The organism is Delftia sp. WY8 (assembly GCF_018437695.1).
GTDB lineage: Bacteria > Pseudomonadota > Gammaproteobacteria > Burkholderiales > Burkholderiaceae_C > Comamonas > Comamonas tsuruhatensis.
On sequence record NZ_CP049795.1, the window covers coordinates 4,707,470 to 4,725,242 of the forward strand.

Sequence of the window (17,773 nt, forward strand, 5' to 3'; positions counted from 1 at the left end):
GGCCGGCCCATTTTCAAAAGAAACAGGAGACAAAGCATGAAAACTCTGACACGGCTGAAGGGGCCGGTGCTGGGCGCCTTACTGGGTGCGCTGGCTGCCTTGCCCATCGCCAGCATGGCCTCGTCCAGTGCGCCCGCCGCCTTTCCCGAGCCGGGCAAGATGGTCAAGGTCATCGTCCCCTTCGTGGCGGGCGGCGGCGTGGACAGCGCGGCGCGCCTGTTCGCCGAGCAGTTGCGCAAGCAACTGGGCACGACGGTCATCGTCGAGAACCGCGTGGGCGGCAGCGGCGTGGTGGGCGGCCGTGCGGTGCTGGCGGCAGCCCCCGATGGCTACACCCTGCTGTTCTCGGCCGCCACGCATGTGCTGGCCAAGCAGGTATTGGCCCATCCGCCCTATGACCCGCAGACCGACTTTGTCCCCGTGGCGCGCGTGGGCGAGGCGCCGCTGATGCTGGTGATCTCGCCACAGCTGCCCCACAGCAAGCTGGGCGAGGTGCTGGCCGCAGGCGCCAAGAGCACGTGGACGGCGGCCATTCCCGCCGTGGGCGCACCCAGCCACCTGGCCACGCTGCTGCTGGCCCAGCAGGGCCGCATGCGCCTCGAGTACGTGCCCTACAAGGGCACGCAGCCCGCGCTGGTGGATGTGGGCGGCGGCCATGTGGACCTGCTGCTCGACTCCATGGTCTCCGTGCTGCCGCTGGCCAAGGCCGGCAAGGTGCGGCCGATTGCCATCACCTCCGGCAAGCGCAGCCCGCTGGCGCCCGAGGTGCCCACCATGCAGGAAAGCGGCCTGCCGCGGTTTGCCTACACCTCCTGGTACGGACTGTGGGCGCCCAAGGACACGCCTGCCGACCGGGTGCAGCGGCTGAACCAGGCCTCCAACGCGGCGGTGGCCGAGCTGGCCAGGTCCGGCGCCTTCGCGAGCCTGGGCATCGACACGGTTTCGGAGAGCACCGAGCAGTTCAAGCGCTTCATCGCCGCCGATGTGGCGCAGAGCGCCGCGCTGCTCAAGGGCGCGGGCTTCAAGCCCGAGTAGCCGGGCAGACACCGGCACACGCCCGAGAAAGAGCAAAAGCAAAGCAAAGCAAAGCAAAGCAAAAAACCACAAGGAGACAACATGCAGGTATTCATACGCCAGGCCCTGGCCGCCTCGCTGGGGCTGGCCGCCGCGCATGCGGGCGCGCAGTCCTCGGTATCGATCTCGGGCACCGTCGATGTGAGCGTCAGGCAGGTGCGCAACCAGGGCCTGGGCACGGTCACCTCGCAGGCCAGCGGCGCCAACTCCACCAGCAAGCTGGTATTGCGGGGGCAGGAGGACCTGGGCGACGGCCTGAGCGCGGGCTTCTACCTGGACGGCAGCCTGCTGGCCGACACCGGCGCCATGGGCGCCAGCGGCCCGTTCTGGGACCGGCGCTCCACGGTCAGCCTGGCCTCGCGCCAATGGGGCGAGCTGCGGCTGGGGCGGGACTGGGTGCCCACGCACCTGGTGTGGAGCGGCTTCGATCCGTTTGCCACGCTGGGCATCGGCAGCGCCAATGGCTTTCGCTCATTCACGGCTTCCCGCGCGCTGGGCCAGGCCTTCGGCACGGCGCCGGAGTCGCAGGCGGCCAATCCCACGCTGCGCGTGAGCAATGCGGTGGAGTATTTCCTGCCGGCCGGCCTGGGCGGGCTGCAGGGCGTGTCCGGCAGCCTGATCGCCACCCTGGGCGAGAAGGGCGCCACCGCGGCAGGCCAGACGCGCGGCAACGGCTTTCGGCTGGGCTGGGCGGGCGCGGGCTGGAACGTGGCGGGCGCGCAGTTCACCACGCGCAACACCCTGAGCGGCATCCATTTCAAGGACCAGAGCTACGGCGTCTCCTACGACTTCGGCTGGCTCAAGGCCAGCCTGGCCCAGCGTCGCTGGGTGCATGGCGTGGACCGCACGGTCAACACCCTGGTGGGCATGAGCGTTCCCGTGGGCAGCGGCGTGGTCAAGCTCAGCTACGTCAAGGCCGACCAGACGGGCGCAACGGCGGCGCAAAGCGCCAGCGATGCCGACCTGTGGGCGCTGGGCTATGTGCACTCGCTGTCGCGGCGCACGGCGCTGTACGCGCATGCGGCCCGCATGTCCAACCGCAATGGGGCGGCCTTCGCCATTGCCGGGGGTGCGGCTGTCAGCGGCAATCCGGCCGCGGCCAATTACTTTGGCGGGCGCGCCTCCACGGCCTTCGAGCTGGGCATCCGGCACGACTTCTGACGGGCAGCGTGGGCGGCGTGCGCGCTGGTTCGTGGTCATTGCTGCACCCCATGCAGCAGTGAACTGCACGCCGGCTTATTGCTGCCCTCAATCGCTTCTTCTACGCTGCACCCATTTCACGGAGCAGCGAGATGAACCCATTGATCAAGGTCCGCATGGACGCCGCAGGCACCCCCGACGCCATGCGCCTGGAGCCGGTCGAGGTGCAGGCGCCCGGCCCCGGCCAGGTCTGGCTGGAGCAGACGGCCATCGGCGTGAACCCGCTGGACGTGAGCCAGCGCAAGGGCGCTGTCGCCATCGACTTTCCCTCGGGCCTGGGGCTGGAGGGCGCGGGGCGGGTGGCCGCCGTGGGCGAGGGCGTGACGAATGTGGCCGTGGGCGAGCGCGTGGGCTACGCCACGGGGCCGCTGGGCGCCTATGCCAGCGCCCGCCTGTATCCGGCCGAGCGCCTGGTGAAGCTGCCCGATGCGCTGCCTGACGACGCGGCGGCGGCCGTGCTGTTCAAGGGCATCACGGCGCAGTACCTGCTCAAGACCACCCATGCCGTGGGCCCCGGCAGCCGCATCGTGATCTATGGCGCCGCCGGTGCGCTGGGCCAGTTGATGTGCGCCTGGGCCAGGCACCTGGGCGCCCTGGTGATCGGCGTGGTGTCCAAGGCAGCCAGCGTGGAGCGCGCGCGGGCGGCCGGCTGCGACGAGGTCTTCGTGTTCGATGCGGCCACGCTGCCGGCTCAGGTGCTGCAGGCCACCGGGGGCCTGAAGGCCGACGTGGTCTACGACCCCATCGGCCGCACGACGCTGGGCGCCTCGCTGGACTGCCTGCGCCCGCGCGGCCTGCTGGTGTCCTTCGGCGCGACCTCCGGCCTGCCCGATCCCATCTCGGTGGCCACGCTCAATGCCAAGGGCTCGCTGTTCCTCACGCGCCCCTCGCTGGCCGCGCACACTGCCACGGCGGCCGAGTACCAGGAGCGCGCACGGGACGTGCTGGCCGCCGTGGCGGCCGGCATCATCGTGCCCGGCGTCTGGCGCCGGTATGCGCTGGCGGAGGTGGCGCAGGCGCATGGCGATCTGGAGCAGGGACGCTCCCAAGGTGCGATCATCCTGACCCCATGAACCTTCTGGACAGCCAGCACGCCGATGAACTGGCGGCCCTGGTGGCGCTGCATGAACAAGGCTCCTTCGCTGCGGCGGGGCGGGCCTTGCTGCGCCATCCGTCCGTGCTGTCCAAACGCCTGAACGCGCTGGAGACCCGGCTGGGCGTGCGGCTGGTGGAGCGCAGCACACGCCATCTGCACCTGACCGACGAGGGCCTGCGCCTGGTGGACAAGGTGCGCCAGGCGGCCGGCCTGATCGCCGATGCCCAGAAGGAGGCCGCCCAGGGCGCCTCGCAGGCGCGGGGCAGGCTGCGGCTGTCGCTGCCGGCCGCCATGGGACGGCGCTGGCTCAGCCCGCTGCTGGCCGAGTTTGCGCTGGCCCATCCGCAGATCGTGCTGGAGGTGGAGTATGCGGACCGCTTCGTGGACATCGTGGGCGAGCGCTTCGACGCGGCGGTGCGCATAGGCCGGCTGGCGGACAGCCGGCTGGTGGCGCTGCGGCTGGGCGGGCACCAGCGCATCCTGGGCGCATCGCCCGCCTACCTGCAGGCCCACGGCACGCCCGCGCACCCCGAGGACCTGGCGGCGCACCGCTGCCTGGGCTTCACGGGGCTGCAATCGTTTCCGCAATGGGAGCTGGTGCACGGTGGCGCATCGGGCGATGTGCCTCAGGGCCAGACCCGGCACACGGTGCTGGTGCGCGGCCCCATGGTCAGCAATGACAGCGAGGCCCTGCTCACGGCGGCCGTTATGGGGGTGGGCATTCTGGCCGGCGGCGACTGGCTGATGAGCGAGCACATGGCCGCAGGCCGGCTGGTGCGGGTGCTGCCGCAATGGCGCCTGGATGGCGCCTCGGGCATCTACTTCGTGCGGCCCTCGGCGGCGTTCAGCAGCGCGGCCATGACGGCGCTGCGCGACTGCCTGGTGCGGTGGTTTGCCACGCGCAGCCCCTGGCGCACGGGGCATGACACACTGGCGCCGCCCCTATCGTCTTGCGCATCCGCTACATGACCCAAAGACCCTCGCCGCCCGCCTTGGCGGCCGCCTTGCTTCCCTGGCTGTTCGTGCTGCTGTGGAGCACGGGCTTCATCGGCGCCAAGTTCGGCCTGCCCTATGTGGAGCCGCTGACCTTTCTGACGCTGCGCTATGCCATCGTCCTGGTGCTGATGGCGGCGGTGGCCCTGGTGCTGCGCGCGCCCTGGCCACGGTCGGCACGCCAGTGGCTGCACATTGGCGTGTCAGGGCTGTTCGTGCATGGCGTGTACCTGGCCGGGGTGTTCACGGCCATCGCCCACGGCCTGCCTTCGGGCGTGACGGCCCTGGTGGTGGGGCTGCAGCCGCTGATCACGGCCCTGGTGGCCGGCACCTTGCTGGGCGAGTCCGTGCGGCCCCGGCAGTGGGCCGGGCTGGCGCTGGGCTTCACGGGCGTGGCCCTGGTGGTGGCGGGCAAGATCGCCTCGGTGCCGGTCCATGCCCTGCTGGCCATGCTGGTGCCGGCCGTGGTGGCGCTGGCCGGCATCACGGCCGGCACGCTGTACCAGAAGCGGTTCTGCCCCTCGTTTGATCTGCGCACGGGCTCGGTCATCCAGTACCTGCCCTGCCTGGTGGCGACGGGGGCGCTGGCCCTGGCCACCGAAACCATGCAGGTGCGCTGGAGCGGCGAATTCCTGTTCGCGCTGGGCTGGCTGGTGCTGGTGCTGTCCGTGGGCGCGGTCAGCCTGCTCAACCTGCTGATACGCCGCGGCGGCGCCGTGCACGTGGCCAGCCTGTTCTACCTGACGCCGCCGGCCACGGCCCTGATCGCCTGGGCCATGTTCGGCGAGACGCTGGGCGGCCTGGCGCTGGCGGGCATGGCCTTGACGGCAGCCGGCGTGTGGCTGGCGCGCCAGGGGCGCTAGCTTGTCCCGCAAGCCGCGGGCAGGGCATGCGCAAAGGCGGGATACTGCGGCACTGTCAGCCCACGAATACCGGATTTCCGCAACATGCCCATCAATGAACTGCGCGCCATCGCCACCTTTGCCAAGGCGGTCGAGCTGGGCAGCCTGCGCCAGGCGGCGCTGTCCCAGGGCGTGAGCCCCCAGGCCGCCAGCCAGGCGGTGGCCCATCTGGAGCAGCACCTGGGCGTGCGCCTGCTGCACCGGACCACGCGCAGCCTGGCGCTGACCGAGGAGGGCCAGCGTTTCCTGCAGGACACCCAGCCGGCGCTGGCCGCGCTGGACCGCGCACTGAACCTGGCACGCGACAGCCGCGAGGGCATTGCGGGGCCGTTGCGCATCGTGGGCCCCAAGTCCTGCTTTGCGCCCGTGCTGATGCCGCTGCTCGATGAGTTCTGCCGCCTGCACCCGGGCATCGTCCCCGATGTGCGGCTGGACGACGGCATAGGCAACTGGGTGCTGGACCGGGTCGATGCGGGGTTTCGCATCGGCGCCTCGCCCGATGAAAGCGTGATCGGGCGGCGGCTGTTTCCCGTGCAGCTCATCGTCTGCGCGGCGCCGCAGTACCTGCAGCGCCATGGCGTGCCCCGGTCGCTGGACGAGCTGGCCGCGCACCGCTGCAGCATGTTCCGCCATGCGGCCACGGACACGGTGATGCCCTGGTACCTGCCGGTCGATGGCGAGCTCACGCACCGCTACCTGCAGCCGGCCCTGTCCACCAACGATGCCGAGCTGGAGCTGCATGCCGTGCTGGCCGGCCAGGTGCTGGGCCAGCTGTCCAACATCTGCGCGGCCGCGCACATCCGCGCGGGGCGCCTGGTGCCCGTGCTGCTGGAGCATGTCAGCGAGCACATCGGCCTGCATGTCTACTACGGCAGCCGCGACGCGCTGCCCCGGCGCGTGCGTGCCTTCATCGACCTGGCCGTGCAGCGGCTGCAGGACTGCCCGGACTATCTGCTGACCATGGAAGAACTGGAAAGGGCGGCGGCCGCAGGTGCCGCCGCCCTTTCCGGGGGCTGACCGGGATCAGGTCCGGTCGTTCAGGCCAGATCGATCACGCCAGCGCGATCACGCCAGATCGATCACGCCAGGTCGAACGGCAGCTTGCGCACGGGCTTGTCCGTGAGCTGCGCCACGGCGTTGGCGAAGGCCGGGGCCAGCGGCGGCAGGCCGGGCTCGCCCATGCCCGTCGGCGGCTCGGCGCTGGGCACGACGTGGACGGCGATCTCGGGCATGTCGGTGATGCGCGGCACGGCGAAGTCGCCGAAGTTGCTCTGCTCCACCACGCCGTCCTTGAGCGTGATCGCCGCGCCGGGCAGGCACATGGACAGGCCCATCAGCGCTGCGCCCTGCACCTGCGCCTCGATGGTGCGCGGGTTCACGGCCAGGTTGCAGTGCACGCCGGCCGTGGCCTTGTGCAGCACCGGGCGGCCGTCCTTGACCGAGGCCTCCACCACATAGGCCACCACCGTGTCGAAGGACTCGTGCACGGCCACGCCCCAGGCACGGCCCGCGCGCAGCTGGCGCTTGCCGTAGCCGCTCTTGTCCACGGCCAGCTGCAGCGCCAGACGATGGCGCGGGTGCTTGTCGCCGAACATCTGCATGCGGTAGGCCACGGGGTCCTGGCGGCTGCTGCGCGCGATCTCGTCGATCAGCGTTTCCATGACGAAGGCCGTGTGGGTCGATCCCACGCTGCGCCACCACAGCACGGGCACGTTGACCTTGGGGTGGTGCACGGTCAGGCGCATGGGCAGCGGATAGGGCTCGCGCATGCCCTCCACGGCCGTGGCGTCGATGCCGTTCTTGATCATGCCGCCCTCGAACATGGTGCCCGCCGTGATGGACTGGCCCACGATGGCGTGGTCCCAGGCCAGCACCTTGCCGCGTTCGTCGAAGCCGATCTTCGCGCGGTGCAGGTGCATGGGGCGGTAGTAGCCGCCCTTGATGTCGTCCTCGCGGCTCCAGACCATGCGCACGGGAGCGTTCAGGCCGGCGCGGCGCGCGGCCAGCGCCACCTGGCAGGCTTCGACCACATAGTCGCTGGTGCCCACGCCCCGGCGGCCAAAGCCGCCGCCGGCCATCTGCACGTGCACGCGCACCTGCTCGGGCTTGAGGCCCAGCACGCGCGCGGCGGCCATGCCGTCCACGCCCGCGAACTGCGTGCCCAGGTAGAGGTCGGCACCCGCCTCGCCGGTCTCGCCCATCTGCACCGTGCAGTTGAGCGGCTCCATGGGCGCATGGGCCAGGTAGGGGAAGCTGAACTCGGCCTCGATATGGCGCGGCGCCTTGTCCAGCGCCGAGATATCGGCGTCGAAGTGGCGCGCGCCGGGCTGCGCGGCCAGCTCGCGGTACTGGGCCAGCTGGCGTTCGCTGTCCACCTTCTCCACGGCGTCGGTGTTCCATTGCGCCTTCAGCGCTTCGCGGCCCTTGCGCGCAGGCCAGTAGCCGGTGGCGATCACGGCCACGCCTTCGCCGCCGCCGTCCACGGGCACGCGCAGCACGGCCTTGACGCCGGGCACGGCACGCGCCGCAGCGTCGTCCAGCGAGGCCAGCTGTGCCTTGAACACGGGCGGGTGTGCAATCACCGCCGTCAGCTGGCCCGGCAGGTGCATGTCGATGCCGAAGCTCTGCTGGCCGCTGCTCTTGGCCCGGGCGTCGATGCGGCCCGTGGGCTTGCCGATCAGGCGGAAGTCCTTGGGATTCTTCAGCACGACGGTGGCCGGCACGGGCTGGGCCATGGCGGCCTGGGCCAGCTCGCCATACGACAGCTTCTTGCCGTTGGGGCCGAGCACGAAGCCCTCGCGCGTGCGCAGCGTGGCGGCGTCCACCTTCCACTGCGCGGCGGCGGCGGCCACCAGCATGGCGCGCGCACGGGCGCCCAGCTCGCGGTACTGGGTGTAGCTGTGCTTGAGGGCGGTGGAGCCGCCCGTCATCTGGATGCCGTAGCGCGGATCGGCATAGGCCGCATCGTTGCCGCCCAGGCGGGCGCGGACCTTGCTCCAGTCGGCGTCCAACTCCTCGGCCAGCACCAGGGGCAGGGCGGTGTGCACGCCCTGGCCGAACTCCAGGCGGTTGATGGCCACGGTGACTTCGCCGCTGGGCGAGATCTCCACGAAGGAGGCGGGCTGCTCGGTGGGCTTGAGGCCGGCGGCCTCGCCCTTGCCCGGCGCCTGCGCCATGGCGGGAAACACGCCCAGGGCCAGCGAACCGGCCCCGGCGATCTTGAGGAAGCTGCGGCGGGGGATCTGTGCAAGGGTGGGCGCGTCGGCGATGGCGGCAGCGGCCTCGTCACGGTCCAGGATGTGCTGCAGGGCGCGCGGCAGTTCGGCGGGGTTGAAGGTGGTCAGCATGCGGCGTTCTCCGTTCAGCCCAGGGTGCGCGCGGCATCGGCCACGGCCGCGCGGATGCGTGCATAGGTTCCACAGCGGCAGATGTTGCCGGCCATGGCCGCGTCTATCTCCTCGCCGCTGGGCTTCTTGCCCTTGGGCAGCGACTTGAGGAAGGCCGTGGCGCTCATGATCTGCCCGCTCTGGCAGTAGCCGCACTGGGCCACGTCGTGGCGCACCCAGGCATCGCGCACGGCGGTGCCCACGCGGTCGGAGCCCGAGGTCATGGCCTCGATGGTGGTGATCTTCTGGCCCGCGGCCGCCGAGATCGGCGTCACGCAGGAACGTATGGCCTGGCCATTCATGTGCACCGTGCAGGCGCCGCACAGCGCCGCGCCGCAGCCGAACTTGGTGCCGGTCATCTCCAGCGTGTCGCGCAGGGCCCACAGAATGGGCGTCTCGGGGTCCAGGTCCATGGAAACGGTCTTGCCGTTGATGGTGAGATCGGTCATCGCAGTCTCTCCTTGTTGTGGGTCAGTCAGGCAGGGGTGGGGTCCCCGCAGTAGTGTCGTGCGCAGCTGCGGCCCATGGAAGCCGGGCGCCGTCGAGGCGCGAATATAGAAAGAGGCCTTGCTTGCAACTAGTCCTGATTTGATTGATGCATTGGCAAGTGCAAGTTGCGAATGGGGCGGAGCGGTTGAGTTTCTGGAGTGTTTGGTACTGACGTTGTATATACTTTGTTGGTATCTTCACAGGAGTGGATCATGCCCAAGGAAGCCGTTTTCACCATGAAACTGGAAGCCGAGCTGCGCGAAGACTTCATGGCCGAAGCCGCAGGCGAGGACCGGCCCGCATCTCAGGTCATGCGGGAGTTGATGCGCGGCTACATTGAGCAGCGCCGCAAGGCCCGCGAATATGACGGCTATCTTCAGCGCAAGGTCGAGGAGGGACGTGCCTCCATGCGCGCTGGACTTGGCCGCTCGAATGAGGAAGTCGAGGCCGAGTTCGCTGCCCGGCGCCGTCAGGTTGCGGCAGACCGTGCGTGAAAGTCATCTGGACGCCGCAGGCGCAGCAGGATCGCGCCGATATCTGGGACTACATCGCAGCTGACAATCCTCGCGCAGCCTTGCGCATGGACCTGCTTTTCAGCGACGCAGCGGCCCGGTTGGCCGCGTATCCCAAGATGGGCAAAACGGGCAGGATTGCCGGCACGCGCGAGCTGATCCCCCATGAAAGCTATCGCCTTGTCTATGAGATAGAAGGCACGACGGTCTGGGTGCTGTCCCTGGTGCACACCGCGCGCCAGTGGCCGCCAGCGCGGTGACGATAACTGCATGCCAGGCCGGGATGGCCCTGATCAATGCACAACTCAATGCACAAACCCACCCTTGATGAACCGCACGGGCTCGGCGTCCATGCGTGCAATCAGCGCGCCCAGGCCGTCGGCCACGGCGCCAGCGCCAGCGCCAGCGCCGGAGGTGGTCTTGGCCGCCGTGTCCGTGCGGCAGACCAGGTCGTCCTCCGACCAGCCCTGGGCGCCCGGACGCGATAGCGCGCGCAGCCAGCCGCTGCGGTCGCCCAGCCATTGCATGCCCTGCAGCTGCTCCGAGCCGCTGAGCAGGGCCATGGCCTGCCAGGCGCGCGGGTCGTTGACGGTGCAGTCCAGGGCGCTGGCGGCGCGGTTGCCGCCATCGTGCGATAGCTGCAGGCTGACCAGGCGCGGGTCTTCCTGCACCGGGTCGCTGCCTGCCACCACCCTCAGCCGCTGCTGGCGGCTTTGCCAGGTGCTCAGGCGGCGTGCGGGCTGGCCTGCGCACTGCACGGCCATGTCGGGAAGGCCCACGGGATAGGGCCAGTTGCCGGCGATCTGCAGCATCTGGCCTGCGGCGCGGGCCTTCATGAAGTCGATCAGGGCCCAGGCGTCGTCGCTGGACAGCCGGTCGGCCTGGCCGTGTGCCCGTGCGCCGTCGCGAGACTCCACGGGGCGGCGGTCATGAAGAATGGCCCAGAGCAATTCCCCATCGGCGCGGCGCCACAACAGCGGGCTGGTGAAGTTGGGGGGCCAGACCGGCTGGCTGGCGGCCAGCGGGCCGTGGCCCCGGCCATCGGCACCGTGGCAGGCCGTGCAGTGCTGGGCATAGACGGCGCCGCCGCGCGCAATGCTCTCCACGCTGAAGCCCGTGGGCGCGGCATGGAAGCTGGTGGCATGCGCGGGCACCAGGATCAGGTCGGCACGCGGCCAGGGGGCCAGCAGCAGGGCGAGCGCGGCCAGCGCGGTCAGCACCAGGGCCGGCAGGCGGATGCGGCGCAGAACCAGGGCCAGCGCCAGGGCCAGCAACAGCAAAACGATGGCGGTGGCCACGGCCGCCAGCGACCACAGCAGGCCCCGGGCCTGGCCCAGGTCGATCAGCAGGTTTTCGCCGGACAGGCGCAGGGCCCAGGGCCAGGCGGGCTGCCCATCCACCGTGCCGGCCAGGCCCAGGCCATGCAGCAGCTGCAGCAGGCCGACCTGGGCCTGCTGCATGGCGCCGATCAAGGGGTTGAGCCAGTCGGGGGAGTCGCTGCGTTGCATCGGAGGCCGGCGCTACCAGGTCTGGTCCAGGCCCAGGTGGCGCAGGGCCTCGTGGCGCAGCTCGGACAGGCGGGCATGGCCGCGCTGGCGCGGGTAGGGCAGGTCCACATCGATCTCGGCCACGATGCGGGCGGGCCGCTGGCTGAAGACCAGCACGCGGTGGGCCAGGAAGAGGGCCTCTTCCACATCGTGGGTGACCAGCAGCACGGAAAAGCCTGCGCGCTGCCAGATCTTGAGAATCTCGCTTTGCATGGCCAGCCGCGTCAGCGAGTCGAGCTTGCCCAGCGGCTCGTCCAGGATCAGCAGGCGCGGGTCGTTGACCAGGGCGCGCGCCAGGGCCGCGCGCTGGGCCATGCCGCCCGACAGCTGGTGGGGATGGCTGTCCGCAAAATCCTCCAGTCCCACCAGGCGCAGGGCCTCGTCGATGCGGTGGGACTGGCTGTCCAGCAGGCCGCGTGCCTGCAGGCCCAGGGCCACGTTGCCGCGCACCGTGCGCCAGGGAAACAGCGTGGGGTCCTGGAAGACGACGATGCGCGAGGGATCGGGCTCGGTGATGGCCGTGCCGTCCTGCGCGACGGCGCCGGCCGTGGGCGCGTCCAGCCCGGCCACCAGGCGCAGCAGCGTGGACTTGCCGCAGCCGCTGGGGCCCAGCAGGGCGACGAACTCGCCGGGCCGCACCTGCAGGCTGACCTCGTCGAGCACCTGCAGCGCGCCCTGCCCCTGGCCGAACCAGTGGCTGACGGCCTGCACATCGATGGCCGCGCCGGCTAGGGCCGCCCCGGCTAGGGCCGCCCCGGCGATGGCGGGCGTGGCTGCGGCGTTGGCGGCGTGTTCTGCGGCAATCACCATTTGACGGTTCCCTTCTGCCACGACAGCGTGCGGTCGCGCACGGTGAACAGCAGCGTGATCAGGCCCGAGCACAGCACGGCCATGACCAGCAGCGCCGTGTACATGTTGGCGTAGGCTGCCCAGCCCTGGGCCCACTGCAGATACCAGCCCAGGCCGGCCTTCACGCCCATCATCTCGGCCGTGATCAGCACCGAGAACGAGGCGCCCAGCCCCATGAACAGGCCCACGAAGACCTGGGGCAGGGCGGCCGGGATGGCCACGCGCAGCACCAGGAACCAGGGCGATGCGCCCAGCGTGCGCGCCACGTCGTAGTAGCTCTTGCTGACCGAGGCCACGCCCGACCAGGTCAGCACGGCCACCGGAAAGAACGTGGCCAGCGCCACCAGGAACACGGCTGCCGAGTAGCTCGACGGCGCGAAGAAAAAGGCCAGCGGCAGCAGGGCCGAGGCCGGCACCGGCCCCAGGAAGCGCAGCAGCGGATGCACCCAGTAGCCCGCGATGCGCGACCAGCCTATCCACACGCCCGTGAGAAAGCCGATCACCGCGCCGAACACGATGCCGTTGAGCAGCAGCCGCAGCGAATACAGCGTGGACAGGCCCAGGCGCTGCCAGTCCTCGTGCACCACGTCGATCAGGCTTTGCGGTGGTGCGAAGAACGGCGGCGGCAGCGCGCCGAGCTTGGCCGTCAGCGTCTCCCACAGCGCCAGCAGCAGCGGCGCGGCCACCAGCCAGGCACCGGCCGGGCGCAGCCAGCGGTCGATGCGCTGTGCTGCCCGTACGGGTCGCACAGGCAGCGCGGACGAGGCCAGCAGCAAAAGGGCCACGACCAGGGCGGCAATGCCGAATTCCTGCGTGAATGCCCATTCGCTGAAGCCGATCTCCTTGTTGGGCCACAGCAGGGTCAGCATGCCCAGGCCGGCCCAGGCGGCGGCGGCCAGCAGGCCGGTGCGCCAGGGGCCTGCCTTGCGCGTGCCCTGCGCCTGTTCCCGCTCCAGGCCGGGTGCGGCATCCGTGGCGCCCAGGCGCCAGCGTGGTCTTGCGGTGCTCATGCGAGGACGTCCAGCGTGATGTGGCTGGCAAAGCGGCCAGGGTCGGTCTGCTTCTTGAGCACGCCGGCCGTGCGGAAGTCGGCCGCAAAGGCCTGGACCTCGTCGCGCAGCGGCTTGCCGTGCGGATGGTGCTTGAAGGTCAGCTCGGCCAGCAGGCGCTGCAGGTCCTCGACGGGCACCTTGGGCGAGTACCTGGCAAAGATCTTCGCCGTTTCGTTGGGGTTCTCGGCGATGTAGTCAGAGGCCTGGGTGAGCGCGCGCACCACGCTGGCCGCTGCGGGCTTGTTGGCCCGGGCGAACTTTGCGCCTGCGCCGATCACGCAGCAAATGCTTTCGGCGTACTCGTTCTTGGCGCTGTTGCCCAGTTCGAGGAAGGTGCCGGGGTTGCGCTTTTCGATCAGGTAGAGATTCGGGTCGCCGTCGGCAATGGCCTGGATCTCGCCCTTCTTGGCGGCCACATCCAGCAGGTCGGCCGGGTAGACGCGCCATTCGATGTCCTTGTCCACATCCAGGCCGCGCTTGGCCAGGTGGATGGAATAGAACTGCTTGGCCGGGCTGTTGAGATCGGCCACGCCGATGGTCTTGCCCTTGAGCGTGCTGGGGTCCAGCGTGACGCCGGCCGACTTCAGGCCGACCAGGCGCAGGCAGCCGCCGTGCACGCTGCCGATGAGCTTGACATCCAGCCCCGCCTCCAGCGGCTTGATCCAGCGGTGGATCAGGCCCGCGCCCGCATCGGCCTTGCCCGTGGCCAGCGCCTCCAGCAACTGGTCGGCCGAGCCGCCCCAGTTCAGCAGCTCCACGTCCAGGCCGTTGCGCTCGAAGAAGCCGCGCTCCAGCGCCACGGGAATGGGCGAATGGCAGAAGCTGGCCTGGCTCCAGGCAAAGGTGATCTTCTGGCGCGGCTGCGCCCCGGCGCGGCCGCTGAACCAGGCGGCCGATCCCAGCGCGCCGGCTGCGGCGCCGGCGCGGATCAGGGTGCGGCGCGAGAGCGAGGGCTCGGTCGCCTCGGGAGCATCGAGCGCCCCGAAAGCACCGCAATCGGCGCCATGGGCGCAGCGGCTGTCCTGGGTCCTGTCGATCTCGGTCTGGGTCTTGCGGGTCATGGAACTCCCTCCAAAGCAGTTTCGGGACTGCCGATGCTGTCCGCTGAGTGCCGTGTTTCCAACGACGCAAAACGCGCATCCATATGTGCGTGGCAACTAGGAAGGGCGCGGCCCGGCGACATGCGCAAACCGAATAAGCGAACGCGTTTTTCTTCGTAGTGCGCAGGGCGCGGGCTTCGAATAATGGGCTGCATCGACCACTCATACGGAGTCCATGCATGACCTCAGCGACCGGCACCGAGTCCGCCCCGCACGACGCAGCCAGCGATGCGCTGTGGCAGCAGGACACCCAGGCCCTGCACGCCGGCTACCGGGGGCGAGAGCAGCAGCGCAGCGCGGCCGTGCCCATCTACCAGAGCACCTCCTTCGTGTTCGACAGCGCCCAGCACGGCGCCAACCTGTTCGGCCTGGTGGAGGAGGGCGATGTGTACTCGCGCACTGCCAACCCCACGCTGGCGGTGCTGGAGCAGCGCATTGCGGCACTCGAAGGCGGCGTGGCCGCGCTGGCCCTGGCCTCGGGCATGGCCGCCATCGACGTGGCGCTGGCCACGCTGGCCAGTGCGGGCGACCATGTGGTCGTGGCCTCGCAGCTGTATGGCGGCACGCACAACTTCATCGCCCATGTGCTGGCCTCGCGCGGCGTGCAGAGCACGGCCGTGGCCAAGGATGATTTCCAGGCGTTGCGCCGGGCGATAGGGCCGCGCACCAAGGCCGTGTTCGTGGAGTCCGTGGGCAATCCATCGGGCGGCATTGCCGACCTGCGCCAGCTGGCCGATATCAGCCATGCGGCCGGCGTGGCCCTGGTGGTGGACAACACCGTGGCTTCGCCGCTGCTGCTGCGGCCCTTCGACTGGGGCGCCGACATCGTCGTGCATTCGGCCACCAAGGCCATTGGCGGACACGGCAATGTGCTGGGCGGGCTGATTGTGGACAGCGGCCGCTTCGACTGGGTGGCGCACGCGGGGCGCTACCCGCAGTTCAGCGCGCCCGAGCCGGCCTACCAGGGCTTTGTCTTCACCGAGAAATTTCCCGACCGCGCCTTCATCGCGCGGGCCCGTGCCGTGCTGCTGCGCAACTGCGGCGCGGCGCTGGCGCCGCACAGCGCCTTCCTGCTGCTGCAGGGCCTGGAGACACTGGGCCTGCGCCAGGAGCGCGCCAGCCGCAACACGCTGGCCGTGATCGATTTCCTGCAGCGCCATCCGCTGGTGGAGCGCATACACCACGCCAGCCAGAGCGGCCACGCCGACCACGCGCTGGCCCTGCGCCAGCTGCGCGGCGGGCATGTGCCGGCGCTGCTGGGCTTCGAGCTGCGCGGCGGCCGGCCGGCGGCGCGCGCCTTCTATGACGCGCTGCGCCTGTTCCTGCGCCTGGTCAACATCGGCGACAGCAAGTCGCTGGCCGCCATTCCTGCCGAGACCACGCACAGCCTGCTCAGCGACGAGGAGCTGGCGCGCGTGGGCATTGCGCCCGGGCTGGTGCGCCTGTCCATCGGCATAGAGCACCCGCAGGACCTGCTGGCCGACCTGGAGCAGGCGCTGGAGCAGGCGCAGGGCCATGCGGTGTTGGCTGCCGAACGCGGACAAGACCGCGAACAAGACCACGAGCAAGACCGCGATCAGCGCCTGGCGGCCTGAGCGCCCCTTCCTTCCCACTTCCCTGGCAGCACAGCATGAGCACCTTGACAGCATCCACCCTCGAAGCGCCCGCCGCCACGGCGGCAACCCCGGCCCTGCCCGTCATCGACCTGCAGGCCCTGCGCGACCCGGCCACGCAGGCCCAGGCGCTGCGCCAGCTGGCGCGCACGGCACGCGACACCGGCTTCTTCTACCTGGAAGGGCACGGCATAGGCCGGGACGCATGGCAGGGCATACAGCGGCGCGCGCGCGAATTCTTTGCGCTGCCGCTGGCGGACAAGCAGGCGCTGGCCATTGCCAACACGCGGCACTTCCGGGGCTATACGGCCGTGGGCATGGAGATCACGCGCCAGCGGCCCGACCAGCGCGAGCAGATCGACCTGGGCGAGGAGTCGCCCGAGATTCCCGCAGGCCCCGGCGTGCCGGACTGGAAGGGGCTGCAAGGCCCCAACCAGTGGCCGCAGGCCCTGCCCGGGTTCCGCGAGGAGGTGCTGGCCTGGCAGGCGGCAGCGCATGGCGTGGCGCTGGAGCTGCTGCGCCACTTCGTGGCCGCGCTGCAGCTGCCCGAGGGCGCGTTGGACGCCCTGGTCAGCGGCCTGCCTGCGCACCGCATCAAGATCATCCACTACCCGGGCAGCGAGCTGGGCGCAGCAGGCCAGGGCGTGGGCGCACACAAGGACGGCGGCCTGCTGACCCTGCTGCTGCAGGACGAGGTGGGCGGGCTGCAGGTGGAGACGCCGGCTGGCTGGGTCGATGTGCCGCCGCGCGACGGGGCCTTCGTCATCAACATCGGCGAGATGCTGGAGCTGGCCACCAACGGCTATCTGCGCGCCAACGTGCATCGCGTGCTGGTGCCGCGCGCGGGCGTGCAGCGCTACTCCATCGCCTACTTCCTGGCGCCGCGCCTGGACCTGGGCCAGGTGCCGCTGCTGACCCTGCCGCCCGAGCTGGCCGTGCTGGCCACGGGGCCGCAGAGCGACCCGGACAACCCGCTGTTCAGCCATGTGGGCGAGAACGCGCTCAAGGGCCGCGTGCGCTCCCACCTGGATGTGGCCCAGCGCTTCTATCCCGAGCATTTCGCCCGCCTGCAGGCCCAGGCCCGCGCGGCCGGCCGTGAGCTGCACCCTGGTGCCTATTGATTCTTGAAAGGACTGTGCGATGGACAAGCGAGTATTTCTGCGGGGACTGGCGGCGGGGGCCTCGGTGGCGGCGATGTCAGGCGCCATCCGGGCCGCGCAGGCCGGCCCGCTGCGCGTGGGCGTGCGCGGCGGCGTGGACGAGGAAATCTGGGAAGTGGTGACCCGCGTGGCACGCGAGCAGGGTCTGCAGGTCAAGCCCGTGGTCATCAGCGGCGCGGCCAGCCCCAACGAGGCGCTGAACAACGGCGACATCGAGGCCAACTCCTTCCAGCATGTGCCGTTCCTGCGCGACCAGAACCAGCAGCGCGGCTACCGGCTGGTGGCGGCGGGCGACACCTACATCTCGCCCATCGCCTTCTATTCGAAAAAGCACAAACGCCTGGCCGACCTGCCCGCTGGCGCGCGCCTGGGCATTCCCAACGATCCCAGCAACCAGACGCGCGCGCTGGTGGTGCTGCAGGACCAGGGCATCCTGAAGCTGCGCGAGGGCTTCGACCCCTTCAAGGGCACGGCGGGCCTGGCCGACATCGCCAGCTACCAGAAGAAGGTGCAGCTGGTGGAGGCGGCCTCGGTGGTGCTGGCGCGCTCGCTGGACGATCTCGATGCCTCGGCCATCGTCAACAGCTTTGCCTACCAGGCGGGGCTGATCGCCACGCGCGATGGCATTGCCGTCGAAAGGCGCGAGCGCAATCCCTACGTGAACATCATTGCCGTGCACGAGCGCGACCGCGCTGCACCCTGGGTCGCGGCCCTGCTGCGCGCCTACCAGTCCGAGCCCGTGCGCCAGTTCATCGTGAGCAGGTACCAGGGCTCGGTGCTGCCGGCCTTCTGAGGCGTGT

Annotated in this window: 17 protein-coding genes; 11 read left to right on the forward strand and 6 right to left on the reverse strand. The window is 70.2% G+C overall.

Annotation, left to right across the window (positions count from 1 at the left end):
* The first annotated feature begins 36 nt into the window (after window positions 1-36).
* The 6 genes from G4D77_RS21640 to G4D77_RS21665 all read left to right on the forward strand — a co-directional run bounded on the left by G4D77_RS21640 (window position 37) and on the right by G4D77_RS21665 (window position 6,282).
* On the forward strand, window positions 37-1,035 hold the full coding sequence (locus G4D77_RS21640) for a tripartite tricarboxylate transporter substrate binding protein (protein ID WP_012207426.1): 999 nt from the start codon (window positions 37-39) through the stop codon (window positions 1,033-1,035).
* An 81-nt stretch (window positions 1,036-1,116) separates the two neighbouring features.
* Window positions 1,117-2,235 carry a porin gene (locus tag G4D77_RS21645; protein ID WP_016445488.1) on the forward strand — a complete coding sequence of 373 codons (1,119 nt, stop codon included), beginning with the start codon at window positions 1,117-1,119 and terminating at the stop codon, window positions 2,233-2,235.
* Window positions 2,236-2,366: 131 nt separating this feature from the next.
* Entirely contained in the window at window positions 2,367-3,347 is a 981-nt protein-coding gene (locus G4D77_RS21650) for a quinone oxidoreductase family protein (RefSeq protein WP_203400419.1), read from the forward strand.
* Complete coding sequence (locus tag G4D77_RS21655; RefSeq protein ID WP_154833561.1) at window positions 3,344-4,339, forward strand: LysR family transcriptional regulator; 996 nt, start codon at window positions 3,344-3,346, stop codon at window positions 4,337-4,339. Before G4D77_RS21650 ends, G4D77_RS21655 begins: the two co-directional genes overlap by 4 nt.
* Entirely contained in the window at window positions 4,336-5,226 is an 891-nt protein-coding gene (locus tag G4D77_RS21660) for a DMT family transporter (protein ID WP_046984933.1), read from the forward strand. Before G4D77_RS21655 ends, G4D77_RS21660 begins: the two co-directional genes overlap by 4 nt.
* Before the next feature lie 84 nt (window positions 5,227-5,310).
* The gene (locus G4D77_RS21665) at window positions 5,311-6,282 is read left to right on the forward strand and encodes a LysR family transcriptional regulator (protein WP_016445491.1); all 972 of its coding nucleotides are present in this window, start codon (window positions 5,311-5,313) and stop codon (window positions 6,280-6,282) included.
* Window positions 6,283-6,344: 62 nt separating this feature from the next.
* Here the strand turns inward: G4D77_RS21665 and G4D77_RS21670 are convergent, their stop codons facing one another.
* A complete protein-coding gene (locus G4D77_RS21670) occupies window positions 6,345-8,612 on the reverse strand; it encodes a xanthine dehydrogenase family protein molybdopterin-binding subunit (protein ID WP_154833562.1) in 2,268 nt (755 codons plus the stop codon).
* A 14-nt stretch (window positions 8,613-8,626) separates the two neighbouring features.
* Window positions 8,627-9,100 (reverse strand): (2Fe-2S)-binding protein, encoded by a 474-nt coding sequence (locus G4D77_RS21675; protein WP_016450919.1) that lies wholly within the window; start codon window positions 9,098-9,100, stop codon window positions 8,627-8,629.
* Window positions 9,101-9,352: 252 nt separating this feature from the next.
* On the opposite strand from G4D77_RS21675, the gene G4D77_RS21680 reads away from it, so the two are divergent.
* Complete coding sequence (locus tag G4D77_RS21680) at window positions 9,353-9,634, forward strand: hypothetical protein (RefSeq protein WP_016445493.1); 282 nt, start codon at window positions 9,353-9,355, stop codon at window positions 9,632-9,634.
* Window positions 9,631-9,912: a type II toxin-antitoxin system RelE/ParE family toxin gene (locus tag G4D77_RS21685; RefSeq protein ID WP_034399600.1), complete on the forward strand. Its 282-nt coding sequence runs from the start codon at window positions 9,631-9,633 to the stop codon at window positions 9,910-9,912. The genes G4D77_RS21680 and G4D77_RS21685 overlap by 4 nt, the downstream gene beginning before the upstream one ends.
* Before the next feature lie 45 nt (window positions 9,913-9,957).
* Here the strand turns inward: G4D77_RS21685 and G4D77_RS21690 are convergent, their stop codons facing one another.
* Genes G4D77_RS21690 through G4D77_RS21705 form a run of 4 tightly spaced genes read right to left on the reverse strand, consistent with a single transcriptional unit; the run spans window position 9,958 to window position 14,161 of the window.
* A complete protein-coding gene (locus tag G4D77_RS21690; protein ID WP_154833563.1) occupies window positions 9,958-11,160 on the reverse strand; it encodes a c-type cytochrome in 1,203 nt (400 codons plus the stop codon).
* 12 nt (window positions 11,161-11,172) lie between these two features.
* Window positions 11,173-12,009, reverse strand: coding sequence for an ABC transporter ATP-binding protein (locus G4D77_RS21695; RefSeq protein ID WP_034364515.1), 837 nt, complete (start codon window positions 12,007-12,009; stop codon window positions 11,173-11,175).
* On the reverse strand, window positions 12,003-13,058 hold the full coding sequence (locus tag G4D77_RS21700) for an ABC transporter permease (protein ID WP_203400420.1): 1,056 nt from the start codon (window positions 13,056-13,058) through the stop codon (window positions 12,003-12,005). The genes G4D77_RS21695 and G4D77_RS21700 overlap by 7 nt, the downstream gene beginning before the upstream one ends.
* On the reverse strand, window positions 13,055-14,161 hold the full coding sequence (locus G4D77_RS21705) for an ABC transporter substrate-binding protein (protein ID WP_096913984.1): 1,107 nt from the start codon (window positions 14,159-14,161) through the stop codon (window positions 13,055-13,057). The genes G4D77_RS21700 and G4D77_RS21705 overlap by 4 nt, the downstream gene beginning before the upstream one ends.
* A gap of 218 nt (window positions 14,162-14,379) precedes the next feature.
* On the opposite strand from G4D77_RS21705, the gene G4D77_RS21710 reads away from it, so the two are divergent.
* The 3 genes from G4D77_RS21710 to G4D77_RS21720 are packed head-to-tail and all read left to right on the forward strand — an operon-like array spanning window position 14,380 to window position 17,766.
* Complete coding sequence (locus tag G4D77_RS21710; RefSeq protein WP_151019266.1) at window positions 14,380-15,795, forward strand: O-acetylhomoserine aminocarboxypropyltransferase/cysteine synthase family protein; 1,416 nt, start codon at window positions 14,380-14,382, stop codon at window positions 15,793-15,795.
* Between the two features lie 35 nt (window positions 15,796-15,830).
* Window positions 15,831-16,934 (forward strand): isopenicillin N synthase family dioxygenase, encoded by a 1,104-nt coding sequence (locus G4D77_RS21715; RefSeq protein WP_043790067.1) that lies wholly within the window; start codon window positions 15,831-15,833, stop codon window positions 16,932-16,934.
* Between the two features lie 19 nt (window positions 16,935-16,953).
* Window positions 16,954-17,766 carry a MetQ/NlpA family ABC transporter substrate-binding protein gene (locus G4D77_RS21720; protein ID WP_012207412.1) on the forward strand — a complete coding sequence of 271 codons (813 nt, stop codon included), beginning with the start codon at window positions 16,954-16,956 and terminating at the stop codon, window positions 17,764-17,766.
* The last annotated feature ends 7 nt before the right edge of the window (window positions 17,767-17,773 follow it).

Bases quoted from the DNA above. Each gene is read 5' to 3' on its own strand.
- G4D77_RS21640 (WP_012207426.1), top strand. From the start codon at position 37: ATGAAAACTCTGACACGGCTGAAGGGGCCGGTGCTGGGCGCCTTACTG.
- G4D77_RS21645 (WP_016445488.1), top strand. From the start codon at position 1,117: ATGCAGGTATTCATACGCCAGGCCCTGGCCGCCTCGCTGGGGCTGGCC.
- G4D77_RS21650 (WP_203400419.1), top strand. From the start codon at position 2,367: ATGAACCCATTGATCAAGGTCCGCATGGACGCCGCAGGCACCCCCGAC.
- G4D77_RS21655 (WP_154833561.1), top strand. From the start codon at position 3,344: ATGAACCTTCTGGACAGCCAGCACGCCGATGAACTGGCGGCCCTGGTG.
- G4D77_RS21660 (WP_046984933.1), top strand. From the start codon at position 4,336: ATGACCCAAAGACCCTCGCCGCCCGCCTTGGCGGCCGCCTTGCTTCCC.
- G4D77_RS21665 (WP_016445491.1), top strand. From the start codon at position 5,311: ATGCCCATCAATGAACTGCGCGCCATCGCCACCTTTGCCAAGGCGGTC.
- G4D77_RS21670 (WP_154833562.1), bottom strand. From the start codon at position 8,612: ATGCTGACCACCTTCAACCCCGCCGAACTGCCGCGCGCCCTGCAGCAC.
- G4D77_RS21675 (WP_016450919.1), bottom strand. From the start codon at position 9,100: ATGACCGATCTCACCATCAACGGCAAGACCGTTTCCATGGACCTGGAC.
- G4D77_RS21680 (WP_016445493.1), top strand. From the start codon at position 9,353: ATGCCCAAGGAAGCCGTTTTCACCATGAAACTGGAAGCCGAGCTGCGC.
- G4D77_RS21690 (WP_154833563.1), bottom strand. From the start codon at position 11,160: ATGCAACGCAGCGACTCCCCCGACTGGCTCAACCCCTTGATCGGCGCC.
- G4D77_RS21695 (WP_034364515.1), bottom strand. From the start codon at position 12,009: ATGGTGATTGCCGCAGAACACGCCGCCAACGCCGCAGCCACGCCCGCC.
- G4D77_RS21700 (WP_203400420.1), bottom strand. From the start codon at position 13,058: ATGAGCACCGCAAGACCACGCTGGCGCCTGGGCGCCACGGATGCCGCA.
- G4D77_RS21705 (WP_096913984.1), bottom strand. From the start codon at position 14,161: ATGACCCGCAAGACCCAGACCGAGATCGACAGGACCCAGGACAGCCGC.
- G4D77_RS21710 (WP_151019266.1), top strand. From the start codon at position 14,380: ATGACCTCAGCGACCGGCACCGAGTCCGCCCCGCACGACGCAGCCAGC.
- G4D77_RS21715 (WP_043790067.1), top strand. From the start codon at position 15,831: ATGAGCACCTTGACAGCATCCACCCTCGAAGCGCCCGCCGCCACGGCG.
- G4D77_RS21720 (WP_012207412.1), top strand. From the start codon at position 16,954: ATGGACAAGCGAGTATTTCTGCGGGGACTGGCGGCGGGGGCCTCGGTG.